Origin of the sequence: Benzoatithermus flavus, assembly GCF_037908215.1 — a bacterium.
In the GTDB taxonomy this organism is placed as follows: Bacteria; Pseudomonadota; Alphaproteobacteria; order Geminicoccales; family Geminicoccaceae; genus Benzoatithermus; species Benzoatithermus flavus.
Genome location: NZ_JBBLZC010000043.1, coordinates 15,184 through 26,391, shown reverse-complemented (window position 1 = coordinate 26,391; position 11,208 = coordinate 15,184). Strand labels below are relative to the sequence as shown.

Here is an 11,208-nt window from a genome sequence, read left to right as displayed (position 1 = left end):
AGACCACCGATCCGATGACCGCCTCGCCCGACACCCGCACGGGCAGCGAATTTCCACCACCTCCATGGACGCTACCCATACGCCTGCGCTGCCCGCATCGTCGGCCGCGCTTCGTCCACCATCTCCGGCTATGAAACTGGCAGGGTAGTGCTAGGCCTTTTCCAGCTCGTCCACAACGCCCGCTGTCCCGGCCGAGCCCTCCTCGGCTCTCCTGTCGCCGCCCTGGTCAGGTGATCAGGGGAAGCACCACCCCGAAACCCGACAAGGGCGTCGCACACCACGCCGTCGGATCCCGTATCAGGCTCGCGCCGGCACGAACGCGATCCCCTGGCCGGCACGCCAGTAGATCAGGCCGAGGACGAAGCCACGGCCGGTGAGGAACAGGAGAAAAGCGAGCCGGGTGCCGCGATTGCCGAAAGGCGGCAGCAGGAGCCAGGCGAGGATCGCGAACAGGCCGCGCGAGACCGCCATGCCGTTGCGCAATTCGGCCGTGTGTGGCGCCGAAGAACACGCCGGCGAACAGGAACGCCCATCCCGAGACGGCAGGAAGTGCTACCGCCCAGGGCAGGTAGGTGGCGGCCGTGGCTCGCACCTCGGCCCGCTCGTCATCGGCTCGATGGCGAGCGGGCCGAAAAGCCAGAAGAAGAGGGTCATCGCCGCCGCGAGCAGGGCGGCGTTGGTGAAACCGGCCCGCACGGCGGCCTGGAAGCCGCGCCCGGCGCGGGCACCTATCGCGCGGCCGACCATGGCTTCGGCGGCATGCGCGCAGCCGTCGAGACCATAAGCGGCCATGGTGAAGAAATATGGAGCAGCACGGCGTCGACCGCGAGGGCGAGCGCACCCTGCCGCGCGTCCGGGGTGGTGAGGGCAAGAAAGGCACTCTCCGGCATCGGGCTACGCAGGAACAGATCGCGGTTGGCAACGAGGAGACGCCGGAAGCGTGCCGGCACCATGAGGCTGCCCCAGTCCGGCCGGCCGCCCTGAGCCTGCCATTCCCGCCGGATCAGGACGAACCCGAGCAGGAGGCCGGCACACTCGGCGATCACGGTGGCGAGCGCCACACCCGCCGTGTGAAAGCCGAGTCCGAACACGAAGGCGATCGCGAGCACGGTGTCGATGCCGTTGGTTCCCGGCATCAAGACGAGCGGCCGACGCGAGTCCTGCAGGCCCAGAATCCAGCCGAGCACGACGAAGTTCACGAGCGCCGCCGGCGCTCCGAGCAGACGGATGCCGACATAGAGCCGGAACTCCGACGGGATCTCGGGCGAAGGCGCGAGCAGGCGAGCACTCGCCGCCACGACCACAGGGCCTGCCAGGAGCACGGCGAGGCCGATGCAGCCTGCGACGAGGAGACCGCGGCCGAGCGTGGCCCGAAGCTCCAGCCGGTCCCCCGCGCCGAAGGCCTGGGCGCCCGGCGCCGTGGTTTCCATCCGCAGGAACCCGAACACGACGTAGCGCACGCCCGTCACCATCGAGCCGAGCGCCACGGCGCCGAGATAGTGCGGTGAGAACAGATGCCCCATGACGGCAGTATCGACCACGCCCAGCATGGGCACGGACAGGTTCGAGAGGATGAGCGGTCAGGCGAGCCGCCAGGACTCGCGCTGAGCTCGCATCGGGCCGTCGTGTGAGGCCGGGCCGATGCCGCTCCCGCTTAGCCGTTCCGAGCCTCGAGCGGCAACCCGTATCACCACCTGTCCGACCCGCTGCTCGGGCCGTTCCGGTCGTTCAGCCGATCAGCCAGTGGATCCCGAGCCCGATACCCGTCCACAAAGCGAGAGACAGGGAGACGATGATCAGCGCCGCCTGCGGTATGGGCAGCCGCTCGCCACGGTGCGCCTCGGCGGCAGCGCTGGCGGCATCGGCTGCGAGTGCCGGCGACGAAGAAGCGATGAACGACATGACCAGAGCCTCCTGCGAGCGGGCGGGCCGATCCGCCCGGGTGAGGCAGAGCTTAGGCCGGCAGGTCCTAACACCCGGTTAATCCGCGGCACCCGCCGATATCGTACCTCCGGCTGCTTCCCGGCACGGATGCCGGGCCCGTCCCTTGTCACGCACCCGTCACCGCGCCGCCGTGGGCTCGTCGCGATGCCGCTCTAGCGTTCCGCTGCGATCGAGGCCGGGGCCGCGGCCCCATTGCTGCCGTGCGGAGACAGCATGACGATCATGGCACGCGCCAATCAGCTTCAGTTGCGGCTGGTCAGGAAGGGTCCGGAGGTCGCGGCCGCCCAGCGCCTGCGCTATCGGGTGTTCTACGAGGAGATGGGAGCCGTCGCCCCGCCGGCCGTGCGGGCGAGCCGGAGCGACGAGGATCGGTTCGATGCTCTCGCCGACCATCTCGTCGTCGTGGATCTGGACCGCTCCACCCGCCAGCGTCCTCATGTGGTCGGCTGTTACCGGCTGCTGCGCGAAGGGGCCGGCCGCGAGCGCGGTCTCTTCTACACGGCGACCGAGTTCGACCTGAGCGAGGTCAAGGCTCCGAAAGGTGTCATGATGGAGCTCGGCCGCTCCTGCGTGGCGCCCGAGTACCGCAACGGCACCGTGATGCAGCTTCTGTGGCGTGGCATCGCCGATTACATCGACGTGCACGGTGTCGGCCTGATGCTGGGCTGCGCCAGCCTGCCCGGCACCGACCCCGAGGCTCTGGCACCGGCACTCGCCTATCTGCATCATTACTGCTTGGCGCCCGAAGGCCTGCGGCCGCGGGCGCTGCCCGACCGCCATGTCGACGCCGACCGGCTGCCACCCGAGGCGATCGACCCGTGTGCCGTGATGCGCACGCTGCCGCCGCTGCTCAAGGCCTATCTGCGGATGGGCGGCATGATCGGCGAGGGCGCGGTCGTGGACCATGCGTTCAACACGATCGACGTCTGCCTGGTCTTGCCGGCCGCCGGGATCGTCGACCGCTACCAGCGGCGCTGCCGGCAGCGTCGGCCGGGTATGGCCGAGGCGGCCTGAGCGCTGGGCGATGCGCAAGAGCCGTTCCCGTGCCGTCCTGCGCGGCGTCGCCTTCCTTCTGCTCACGGCCGGCCTCCTGCCGCTCGCCGTGGCCGGCGCGGCGTTCGGGCCCGCCGTGATGCGACCGGTGCGCCGGCTGTGGTGCCGGGGCACCGCCCGGCTGCTCGGCCTGCGGCTCTCGCTCGAGGGCGAGCCGTTCGACGCCCTGCCGACCCTGTTCGTCGCGAACCACGTCTCCTATCTCGACATCGCAGCGCTGGGCGCCTTTCTCGACGCGACCTTCATCGCCAAGCGGGAGGTGGCGGGCTGGCCGCTGCTCGGCTTCCTCGCCCGGCTCGCCGGCACCTTCTTCGTGCGGAGGCGCTGGCGCGAGGCTCGCATCCAGCGCGACGCGCTCGCGGCACGGATGCGGCGGGGCGAGAGCTTCATCCTGTTCGGCGAAGGCACCAGCACGAACGGCCTCGCCGTGCGCAGGTTCAAGACCAGCCTGCTCGGCGTCGCCGAGCCCTGGCTGCTCGACCGACCGGTCGCGGTGCAGGGGGTGACGCTGGCTTATGTCCGGCTCGCCGACGGCACGCCGATCGGGCCCGAGACCTGCGATCTCTATGCCTGGCACGGCGATGCGACCCTGATGCCCCATCTGTGGAACGTGCTGCAGATGGCGGGCGTGGCGGTGCGGATCGTGCTGCACGAGCCGGTTCCGTCCTGGTCGGTGGCGTGCCGGAAGGCATTGGGCCGGTCGCTCGAGGAGCAGATCGCGCTCGCGCTCGGCCGCGGCACGGTGCCGGCCGAACCCACGGCCAGCGTCCCGGTCGAGAGGATGCCCGCTGCGGCGAGAACGGCATGACCGCTTTCCGGGCAGATGGCCGGAGAACAAAGAAAAAGGAGGCTTGCGCCTCCTTTTCAGATCGGACCTGCGTGTGTGGGCTTGCGCCTCGTTATGGGCGGCATCTTACGCCGCCGTTACCTCACGCCAAGCCTTGAATTAGGTGAACATCAGAGCTTTCTCTCAACCACCATTTTCTTGATCTCGGCGATCGCCTTCGCGGGATTGAGGCCCTTGGGGCAGGTGTTGGCGCAGTTCAGGATCGTGTGGCAGCGGTAGAGCTTGAACGGGTCCTCGAGCGCATCGAGCCGTTCGCCCATGGCCTCGTCGCGGCTATCGATCAGCCAGCGATAGGAGTGCAGGAGCGCCGCCGGGCCGAGATAGCGGTCGCCGTTCCACCAGTAGGACGGGCAGGAAGTGGTGCAGCAGGCGCACAGGATGCACTCGTAGAGCCCGTCCAGCTTCGCCCGCTCCTCGGGTGACTGCCGGCGCTCCTTCTCGGGCGGCGGCGTGTAGGTCTTGAGCCAGGGCTGGGTCCATTCGTACTGCGCCCAGAACTGGGTGAAGTCGACGACCAGATCCCGGATCACCGGCATGTGGGGCAGAGGATAGATCGCGACGTCCTGCCCCTTCACATCCTCGATCGCGCGCGTGCAGGCGAGCGTGTTCTCGCCGCCGATGTTCATGGCGCAGGAGCCGCAGATGCCCTCGCGGCACGAGCGCCGGAAGGTCAGCGTCGTGTCGATCTCGTTCTTGATCTTGATGAGCGCATCCAGGACCATCGGGCCGCACTCGGCGAGATCGACCTCGTAAGAGTCGACCCGAGGGTTCTGGTTCTCTTCCGGATCGTAACGGTAGATCTTGAAGGTCCGCACCTTCTTGGCGCCGGGCCTGGCCTTGTAGGTCTTGCCCGGGACGACCCGCGAGTTCTTGGGAAGCGCGAATTCGACCATCGTTCCTGATTCCCTGTCGAGCCTTGCCGCTGCCGATCAGTAGACGCGCTTCGCCGGCGGGACGGGCTCGACCTCGTTCGAGAGCGTGAAGCCGTGGACCGGGCGGGTATCGATCCTGACCTTGTGCCTGTCGTCGACCCAGATCAGCGTGTGCTTCATCCAGTTCGCGTCGTCGCGCTCGGGATAGTCCTCGCGCGCATGCGCGCCGCGGCTCTCGGTACGGAACGTGGCGGCGTTCATGGTCGCGACCGCGAGCACCATCAGGTTCTGGAGCTCGAGCGCTTCCACGACGTCGCTGTTCCAGACCTTCGAGCGGTCGTTGACCCGAAGCTCGGCGAGGCTGTCCGCGACCTCGGCGATCTTCTTGCAGCCCTCCTCGAGCATCGGCCCGTCGCGGAACACGGAAGCGTGCCGCTGCATGGTCCGCTGCATGGCGGTCCTGATCTCGCCCGTGGTGAGGCTGCCTTTCGCGTTGCGCACCGCATCGAGCCGCGCCACGGCGATTTCGCCCGCATCGCGCGGCAAGGGCTTGTGCGCGGCGCCGGGCTGGACGATCTCGGCCGCCCGGTGCGCCGCGGCGCGGCCGAACACGACGAGGTCGATCAGGGAGTTGCCGCCCAGCCGGTTGGCGCCGTGCACCGAAGCGCAGCCCGCCTCGCCCACGGCCATGAGGCCCGGCACCACCGCATCGGGGTTGCCGTTCACGGGTCGGACCACCTCGGTCGTGTAGTTGGTGGGAATGCCGCCCATGTTGTAATGGCAGGTCGGCACCACCGGGATCGGCTGCTTGGTGACATCCACGCCGGCGAAGATCCTCGCCGTCTCCGAGATGCCGGGCAGGCGCTCGTGCAGGAGCTTGGGATCGAGATGCTCGAGATGCAGTTCGATATAGTCCTTGTTCGGCCCGCAGCCGCGCCCCTCGTTGATCTCGATCGTCATCGCCCGGCTGACCACGTCGCGCGAGGCGAGGTCCTTCGCGGTCGGGGCATAGCGCTCCATGAAACGCTCGCCCTCGGAATTGGTGAGATAGCCGCCCTCGCCGCGCGCTCCCTCGGTGATCAGACAGCCGGCACCGGCGATGCCGCTCGGGTGGAATTGGACGAATTCCAGATCCTGGAGCGGCAGGCCGGCACGCAGGACCATGGCGTTGCCGTCGCCCGTACAGGTGTGGGCCGAGGTCGCCGAGGCGTAGACCCGGCCGTAGCCACCGGTGGCGAGGCAAGTCAGGTGCGCCCGGAAGCGATGGACCGAGCCGTCCTCGATGCACATCGCCATGACACCGCGGCACGCGCCCTCGTCGTCCATGATGAGATCGAGGGCGAAGTACTCGTGGAAGAACTGGACCTTGTTCCTGAGTGCTTGCGAGAACAGCGTGTGCAGGATGACGTGGCCGGTGCGGTCGGCAGCGGCGCAGGTCCGGTAGGCCTGACCCTTGCCGTAGTTGACCGACTGGCCGCCGAAGGCACGCTGGTAGATCTTGCCCTCGGCCGTGCGCGAGAACGGCACGCCGTAGTGCTCGAGCTCGTAGACCGCAGCGGGCGCGTTCTTCGTCATGTACTCGATGGCGTCCTGGTCGCCCAGCCAGTCCGACCCCTTGACGGTGTCGTACATGTGGAAGCGCCAGTCGTCCTCGTTCATGTTGCCGAGCGCGGCGTTGATCCCGCCCTGGGCCGCCACGGTGTGCGAGCGGGTGGGATAGACCTTGGTGATGCAGGCCACCTTCAGGCCCGCCTCGACCATGCCCACCGCCGCGCGCAGGCCGGAGCCGCCGGCACCGACGACGACGCAGTCGAAGTAGTGATCGGTGATCGGATAAGCCTGTGCCATGTTCTGCTCAGCTCCCGAGCGAGACCTTGAGGACCGCGACGACGCAGGCGAGGCCCAATGCGATGGCCGCGAAGTTGAGGGCGATCAGGGACACGACCTTGACGCCTTCGTGATGCACGTAGTCCTCGATGATCACCTGCGCGCCGAGCTTGGCGTGCCAGAACAGGGTGATCACGAAGAGCAGCATGGCCGTGGTGTTGAACGGCCCGGTGAGCCAGGCCCGCACTTCCTCGTAGGAGGCCCCGGAGAGCGAGACGGCGCCGATGAGGAACCACAAGGAGAGCGGCACCAGGGCGGCCGAGGTCATCCGCTCGAGCAGCCAGGTGCGCGAGCCCTCGCGGATGCTGCCGCGCGCCATGACGTGGCCGACGCCGCTCTTGACGACGGTGCCGAACTTCTCGGTGGTGGTGGCCATGACGTTCCTCCTCAGCCGACGATCAGGATGGCGATCCAGGTGAGGAGGGTGAGCACGACCGTCCCCGCCACCACCACGACGCCGCTCCGGTAGGCCGCCGTCTTCTCGAGATTGTAGCCGAGATCCCAGACGAGATGCCGGATGCCGTTGAGGGCGTGATAGAAGAAGAACAGCGTGAAGCCGAACAGGATCAGCCCGCCGAGGAAATTGTCCATCGCCGCCTGGACGGTGGCGAAGCTGTCGGGACCGCCGGCGAGCGCCAGCAGCCACCAGGCGAGCAGCAGCAGCCCCACCGTCAGCCCCGCCCCGGTGACCCGGTGCGCGATCGACAGCGCCATGGTGAAGTACCAGCGATAGATCTGTAGATGAGGCGAAAGTGGTCTGCTGGCTTGTGCCATGCTCCTCCTCCGATTCCGATGCGATCGGCGTGGCCCCGCCCGAGTGGGCGGCCCTGAATTTCGCGTGTGCGAGATACTAGGCCCGGGGGAGGATGCGTCAACGCGACATCCGTGCTGCCAAGTGCGACAATCCATAGGCCGTCGTGGACGGATCGTCGGGGTAGAGGAGATAGATGCCGACGAGCCGCCGCTCACGGCCGGGATCGGGTGCTGCGTAACAGGCGATGTCGGCGAGCGTGCGGTAGCAGAAGGCCGGCACCGGCTCCGTCCCTCGTGTGGTGCAGCCGGCGAGGAGCAGGAGCCCGAGCGGAGCGAGGGCCAGACGCGGCGAAAGACGGAAGCGGCTGGTTAGCATAGGGTTAAAGTGCACGGGACCGGCTGCAGCGGCACGGTGCTTCGCGGTGGAGGCCTACCGCGATATGGCGATGCGGGCGCTTCCGCGTGCGATCCGAAGGGATGGAGAGCGATGGCTCAGGGAAAGAGGGTGGCCGCCATTCTCCTGCTGCTCGGGCTCGCCGGCTGCGCCTCGCGTTCGCCGGTCGAGCTCGGCCGCGATGCCGATCCTCGCGCGGCACGCGCCCGGCTGGCCGAGGCTGCCAGGCAGGGGCCGGTCCGCCTCGAGGTCAACGGGCTTCCCCGGACCACGGACGGATCGCTCGCCGTTACCGATGTGCTGAAGCAGGCGGCCCGCGGCATCACCGGTCTCGAGGTCCGTTTCGCTCCTCCGACCGAAGCCGTCGGCACCGCGCGGCTCGTGCTCCTGTTCGATCCGCCGCAGGTGGCCGGGGCGGCCCGGGTCTGCAGCGCCAGCACCCTGCCGGAACCCCGGCCAGGTGCCGAGCCGCTCCGGCTCCGGGCCGTGTTCTGCGATGGCGGCGCTTATCTCGCGGATGCGACCGGCACCACCACGGATCGGAGCAAGGCCGGCGTCGAGCGGCTGATCTGGCGGACGACGGGCCGTCTCTTCCCCGACGACTACCAGGAGAGCTACGGCTTCCATCTCCTCGGCAACCGGATCGGCTTCAGTGGCCGTCTGGGCCTTTGAGCCGCATCAAGATTCGGGCGCATCGACGACGCCGAACGCGCGCAGGATCCGCTCCACCGCGAGCGTGGGCGTGAGATCGCCCTCGGCCACCGCCCGCTCGAGCTCGGGCAGGAGCTTCCTGACCGCGGGATGGCGGCGCAGTGCCTGCATCAGCCGGTCCTCGAGCATTGAGCGCATCCACTGCACCTGCTGCCGCCGCCGCTTGGCGGCGAGCTCGCCCGAAGCGCCGAGCTTCGCGCGGTGCCGGCCGATCTCGTGCCAGAGCTCCTCGAGGCCGTCGCCGGTGAGCGCGCTGATCATGAGGACGGGCGGGCGCCAGGACGGGCTCTCGGGCTCGATGATGCGAAGGGCGTGCTTGTAGTGGCTCACCGCCTGCTGGGCACGGAGCCGGTTGTCGCCGTCGGCCTTGTTGACGGCGATCATGTCGGCGATCTCGAGGAGGCCCTTCTTGATGCCCTGCAATTCGTCGCCGGCCCCCGGCAGCATGAGGGCCAGGAAGAAGTCGACCATCCCCGCCACCATGGTCTCGGACTGGCCCACCCCCACGGTCTCGACCAGGACGACGTCGAACCCCGCGGCCTCGCACAAGAGCATGGTCTCGCGCGTCATCCGGGCGACGCCACCCAGGGTGCCGCCCGAGGGCGAGGGGCGGATATAGGCGTTCCTGTCGGTCGCGAGCCGGGCCATGCGGGTCTTGTCGCCCAGGATCGAGCCGCCCGTGCGGCTGCTGGAAGGATCGACCGCGAGCACCGCCACCTTGTGGCCGAGCCCCGTGAGCAGCGTGCCGAAGGCGTCGATGAAGGTGCTCTTCCCGACACCCGGCACGCCGGTGATGCCGATCCGCTGCGCACTGCCGGTGTAGGGTAGGAGCTCCTGCAGCACGGCCTGCGCCTGCGCCCGGTGCTCGGGCCGGGCGCTCTCGATGAGCGTGATCGCACGCGAGAGCACGGCGCGGTCGCCGGCCCGCACACCGGCGACATAGTCGGCGACGGATAGCGGGCGGCGGCCTTTCGGGGCGGGGGGCGGAGACGGCGATGACATGGGTGGGCGGATCCTTCGGGCACGGCAGGTCCGATGCCACGATCGCGCCGGCCTGGGAAGGGCCATCCCCCTTCGGGATATGCAGGCGAAAATCGCTTTGCGACTTCTGCTGTCGCTTATCAGGCCTTCTTGCCTGTAACGTAAGGCCGATCAGCATCGCGGAGGGTGCCATGGAAATCTCCACCCTGACTCGTAAAGGCCAGACGACATCCCCCGCGCCGTGCGCGAGCGCCTCGGGCTGAAGCCCGGCGACCAGAGCGCGTTCGTGTCCGTGGGGCAGAATGAGGTGCGGCGGGTGCCGCGCAATCTCACCATCTCCGACTTACGCGGGATGCTGCCTCGCCCGGCCCGCGCCGCCACGCTGGAGGAGATGGACGACGCCATCGCCGAGGCCGCGATCGGGAGCGGCTGCCCGTGATCGGCCTGGATACCAGCCTGCTCGTGCGCCTGATCACCGATGACGAGCCGGCGCAGGCCGATGCCGTGGAGAGGCTGATCGAGAGCCGATGTTCGGCCGACGAGCCCGGCTTCATCAACCGTACCGCCTTGTGCGAGCTCGCGTGGGTGCTGGCGCGCCGCTTCCGGTACAGTCGGGCCGAGATCGCCGAGGTCGTGCTCGGCTTCTACCAAGCGTCGGCGTTGCTGATCGAGGATACCGATCCGATTCCCGACGCCCTCAGGCTCTACACGAACTCCCGCGCCGATCTCGCCGATAGGCGACCGCCGGGCAGGCTGCTCGGCCACCTTCGCCTTCGATCGGCGCGCAGCTCAGGTCGAAGGGTTCCAGGCGCTCCAGACGGCCGGGTAGCGACCGCCCCGCTCACCCCTGCTCGCGCAGGAAGTAGATCAGGTCGAGCTCGGGCGCCGCACGGCCGAGCTGGGTCAGGAGCGTGTGGGCCTGGCCGCGATGATGGGTCTGGTGGTTGAAGAAGTGGGCGAGCACCGGGGCGAGCTCCTGCTCGAAGGCTTGACCCTTCAGGTTGCGATAGCCGAACGTGCCGGCGAGGCGTTCCTCGCCGAGGCCGTCGACGACGCGGATGATCCGCTCGTCCTCGGCGGCACGCGCCTCGCGCAGGGAAGGAAAGTCGTCGTGGAGGATCTCGTCGAGGCGTGCGGGTGAGGTGCCTTCGCCGGTGATGCGCTGGAGCCAGATCCGGTCGGCCACGAGGAGATGGTTCAAGGTGCCCCGGAGCGAGCCGAAGAAAGCGCCCATCTCGCGGCGGTAGTCGGCATCGGGGAGGGCTGCCACGGCCTCGTAGAGGCGGCGGTTGGCCCAGCGATTGTAGCGGGCAAGGGTCGAGAAATGCTGCTGCATGGCTCTCTCCGGAAGGGAGGCGTCCCCGCCATCGGCATCTGTTCGGCCGGCGGAGGCTCCAGCTTCCGGCATCGCCGCGCGCACGTCCCGCATCCGGCATCCAGGCTGGGCCGGTCCTCCTGCCGCCGGCGATGCGTTCGCGAGGACGGCCGAAGCTTCATGACCGATCGCCTGCGAGCCGTCCACTCTGTTCGGATGGTCGTGCAGCGGCAAGCGGCGCCGGCGGTCGCGGCAGGGGTTCCGGCCGTCGGACGCCACGCCGCTCCGTGCCCGACGGCTCGAAGGTGCGCCAGCGAGCCGAGAGGCTCACCTGCGGTTCTTGGCAGGACCGCGTTGCTACGGCGCCATGGCTGCAGCCCTGCCGTGCGGCTTCGGCCCGGGACCTCGGCAGTCGGCCCGATCCGTCGCGCCGTCATCATGCAGGCAGGCA

General features: G+C 68.8%; 15 protein-coding genes. 5 read left to right on the top strand and 10 right to left on the bottom strand.

Annotation, left to right across the window (positions count from 1 at the left end; translation table 11 throughout):
• Window positions 1–297: 297 nt before the first annotated feature.
• From U1T56_RS23420 to U1T56_RS23410, 3 genes are all read right to left on the bottom strand, one after another.
• Window positions 298–471 carry a hypothetical protein gene (locus U1T56_RS23420; RefSeq protein WP_418161932.1) on the bottom strand — a complete coding sequence of 58 codons (174 nt, stop codon included), beginning with the start codon at window positions 469–471 and terminating at the stop codon, window positions 298–300.
• A 257-nt stretch (window positions 472–728) separates the two neighbouring features.
• Complete coding sequence (locus U1T56_RS23415) at window positions 729–1,574, bottom strand: MATE family efflux transporter (RefSeq protein ID WP_418161935.1); 846 nt, start codon at window positions 1,572–1,574, stop codon at window positions 729–731.
• 154 nt (window positions 1,575–1,728) lie between these two features.
• Window positions 1,729–1,902 (bottom strand): hypothetical protein, encoded by a 174-nt coding sequence (locus U1T56_RS23410; RefSeq protein WP_418161931.1) that lies wholly within the window; start codon window positions 1,900–1,902, stop codon window positions 1,729–1,731.
• 255 nt (window positions 1,903–2,157) lie between these two features.
• Between U1T56_RS23410 and U1T56_RS23405 the strand changes: the two genes are divergently transcribed.
• Window positions 2,158–2,958 (top strand): GNAT family N-acetyltransferase, encoded by an 801-nt coding sequence (locus U1T56_RS23405; protein WP_418161930.1) that lies wholly within the window; start codon window positions 2,158–2,160, stop codon window positions 2,956–2,958.
• A 10-nt stretch (window positions 2,959–2,968) separates the two neighbouring features.
• Window positions 2,969–3,805 (top strand): lysophospholipid acyltransferase family protein, encoded by an 837-nt coding sequence (locus U1T56_RS23400; protein ID WP_418161929.1) that lies wholly within the window; start codon window positions 2,969–2,971, stop codon window positions 3,803–3,805.
• A gap of 149 nt (window positions 3,806–3,954) precedes the next feature.
• On the opposite strand, the gene U1T56_RS23395 is transcribed toward U1T56_RS23400, so the two are convergent.
• The 5 genes from U1T56_RS23395 to U1T56_RS23375 form a co-directional block, all read right to left on the bottom strand.
• A complete protein-coding gene (locus U1T56_RS23395; RefSeq protein WP_418161928.1) occupies window positions 3,955–4,737 on the bottom strand; it encodes a succinate dehydrogenase iron-sulfur subunit in 783 nt (260 codons plus the stop codon).
• A gap of 36 nt (window positions 4,738–4,773) precedes the next feature.
• A complete protein-coding gene (gene sdhA / locus U1T56_RS23390; RefSeq protein WP_418161927.1) occupies window positions 4,774–6,564 on the bottom strand; it encodes a succinate dehydrogenase flavoprotein subunit in 1,791 nt (596 codons plus the stop codon).
• 7 nt (window positions 6,565–6,571) lie between these two features.
• Window positions 6,572–6,979 carry a succinate dehydrogenase, hydrophobic membrane anchor protein gene (gene sdhD / locus U1T56_RS23385; RefSeq protein WP_418161926.1) on the bottom strand — a complete coding sequence of 136 codons (408 nt, stop codon included), beginning with the start codon at window positions 6,977–6,979 and terminating at the stop codon, window positions 6,572–6,574.
• 11 nt (window positions 6,980–6,990) lie between these two features.
• On the bottom strand, window positions 6,991–7,377 hold the full coding sequence (gene sdhC, locus U1T56_RS23380) for a succinate dehydrogenase, cytochrome b556 subunit (protein WP_418161925.1): 387 nt from the start codon (window positions 7,375–7,377) through the stop codon (window positions 6,991–6,993).
• 97 nt (window positions 7,378–7,474) lie between these two features.
• Window positions 7,475–7,732 (bottom strand): hypothetical protein, encoded by a 258-nt coding sequence (locus tag U1T56_RS23375; protein WP_418161924.1) that lies wholly within the window; start codon window positions 7,730–7,732, stop codon window positions 7,475–7,477.
• A 111-nt stretch (window positions 7,733–7,843) separates the two neighbouring features.
• Between U1T56_RS23375 and U1T56_RS23370 the strand changes: the two genes are divergently transcribed.
• Window positions 7,844–8,422: a hypothetical protein gene (locus U1T56_RS23370; protein WP_418161923.1), complete on the top strand. Its 579-nt coding sequence runs from the start codon at window positions 7,844–7,846 to the stop codon at window positions 8,420–8,422.
• Between the two features lie 6 nt (window positions 8,423–8,428).
• On the opposite strand, the gene meaB is transcribed toward U1T56_RS23370, so the two are convergent.
• Entirely contained in the window at window positions 8,429–9,463 is a 1,035-nt protein-coding gene (meaB, locus tag U1T56_RS23365; protein ID WP_418161922.1) for a methylmalonyl Co-A mutase-associated GTPase MeaB, read from the bottom strand.
• Window positions 9,464–9,683: 220 nt separating this feature from the next.
• Here meaB and U1T56_RS23360 point away from each other — a divergent pair, with 220 nt between their 5' ends.
• Window positions 9,684–9,881, top strand: a complete 198-nt coding sequence (locus U1T56_RS23360) for an AbrB/MazE/SpoVT family DNA-binding domain-containing protein (protein ID WP_418161921.1) — start codon at window positions 9,684–9,686, stop codon at window positions 9,879–9,881.
• A complete protein-coding gene (locus tag U1T56_RS23355) occupies window positions 9,878–10,390 on the top strand; it encodes a PIN domain-containing protein (protein WP_418161920.1) in 513 nt (170 codons plus the stop codon). The genes U1T56_RS23360 and U1T56_RS23355 overlap by 4 nt, the downstream gene beginning before the upstream one ends.
• Here U1T56_RS23355 and U1T56_RS23350 read toward each other — a convergent pair.
• Entirely contained in the window at window positions 10,284–10,778 is a 495-nt protein-coding gene (locus U1T56_RS23350) for a DinB family protein (protein WP_418161919.1), read from the bottom strand. The genes U1T56_RS23355 and U1T56_RS23350 overlap by 107 nt on opposite strands.
• Window positions 10,779–11,208: the final 430 nt, after the last annotated feature.

Excerpts from the sequence above, each read along its gene's own strand:
- U1T56_RS23395 (WP_418161928.1), bottom strand. The coding sequence starts at position 4,737 with ATGGTCGAATTCGCGCTTCCCAAGAACTCGCGGGTCGTCCCGGGCAAG.
- U1T56_RS23370 (WP_418161923.1), top strand. The coding sequence starts at position 7,844 with ATGGCTCAGGGAAAGAGGGTGGCCGCCATTCTCCTGCTGCTCGGGCTC.
- sdhD (WP_418161926.1), bottom strand. The coding sequence starts at position 6,979 with ATGGCCACCACCACCGAGAAGTTCGGCACCGTCGTCAAGAGCGGCGTC.
- U1T56_RS23405 (WP_418161930.1), top strand. The coding sequence starts at position 2,158 with ATGACGATCATGGCACGCGCCAATCAGCTTCAGTTGCGGCTGGTCAGG.
- sdhA (WP_418161927.1), bottom strand. The coding sequence starts at position 6,564 with ATGGCACAGGCTTATCCGATCACCGATCACTACTTCGACTGCGTCGTC.
- U1T56_RS23350 (WP_418161919.1), bottom strand. The coding sequence starts at position 10,778 with ATGCAGCAGCATTTCTCGACCCTTGCCCGCTACAATCGCTGGGCCAAC.
- U1T56_RS23420 (WP_418161932.1), bottom strand. The coding sequence starts at position 471 with ATGGCGGTCTCGCGCGGCCTGTTCGCGATCCTCGCCTGGCTCCTGCTG.
- U1T56_RS23410 (WP_418161931.1), bottom strand. The coding sequence starts at position 1,902 with ATGTCGTTCATCGCTTCTTCGTCGCCGGCACTCGCAGCCGATGCCGCC.
- sdhC (WP_418161925.1), bottom strand. The coding sequence starts at position 7,377 with ATGGCACAAGCCAGCAGACCACTTTCGCCTCATCTACAGATCTATCGC.
- meaB (WP_418161922.1), bottom strand. The coding sequence starts at position 9,463 with ATGTCATCGCCGTCTCCGCCCCCCGCCCCGAAAGGCCGCCGCCCGCTA.
- U1T56_RS23375 (WP_418161924.1), bottom strand. The coding sequence starts at position 7,732 with ATGCTAACCAGCCGCTTCCGTCTTTCGCCGCGTCTGGCCCTCGCTCCG.
- U1T56_RS23400 (WP_418161929.1), top strand. The coding sequence starts at position 2,969 with ATGCGCAAGAGCCGTTCCCGTGCCGTCCTGCGCGGCGTCGCCTTCCTT.